At 73.1% G+C, this 480-nt stretch carries 1 protein-coding gene; it reads left to right on the top strand.

From position 1 onward, the window contains the following. The coding region (locus F8M74_RS37210) for an alpha/beta fold hydrolase (protein WP_163884760.1) at positions 1-480 on the top strand (480 nt) is incomplete at both ends.

Here is a 480-nt window from a genome sequence, read left to right as displayed (position 1 = left end):
CCGACTACCTGGCCGACCCCGACCGGCTGCTGGACCACTACGCGCCCCATGGCCCGGTCGACCTCGTCGGCCACAGCATGGGCGGCAACATCGCGATGTCGTATGCCGGCGTGCGGCCCGCCCGCATCCGCCGGCTGGTCAACCTCGAAGGCTTCGGCCTGCCGGCGACCGAGCCCGCCCAGGCGCCCGCGCGCTACGCCCAATGGCTGGACGAACTCCGCACGCTCGATGCCGGCGGCATGGACCTGAAGGCCTACGAGAACGCGGAGGCCGTCGCCGGGCGGCTCATGAAGACCAATCCGCGGCTGGGCCGCGACCAGGCCGAATGGCTGGCCCGCGAGTGGGCGCAGCCGGATGGCCAGGGCCGCTGGCGCATCCTGGGCGATGCCGCGCACAAGGTGGTGAACCCGCAGCTCTACCGCGTCGAGGAGGCGCTGGCGCTGTATGCGGGCATCACCGCCCCGGTGCTCGCGGTGGAGG

This window comes from Myxococcus sp. CA023, assembly GCF_010998615.1.
Taxonomy (GTDB): Bacteria; Myxococcota; Myxococcia; order Myxococcales; family Myxococcaceae; genus Myxococcus.
This window is presented reverse-complemented; position numbering and strand designations above follow the sequence as displayed.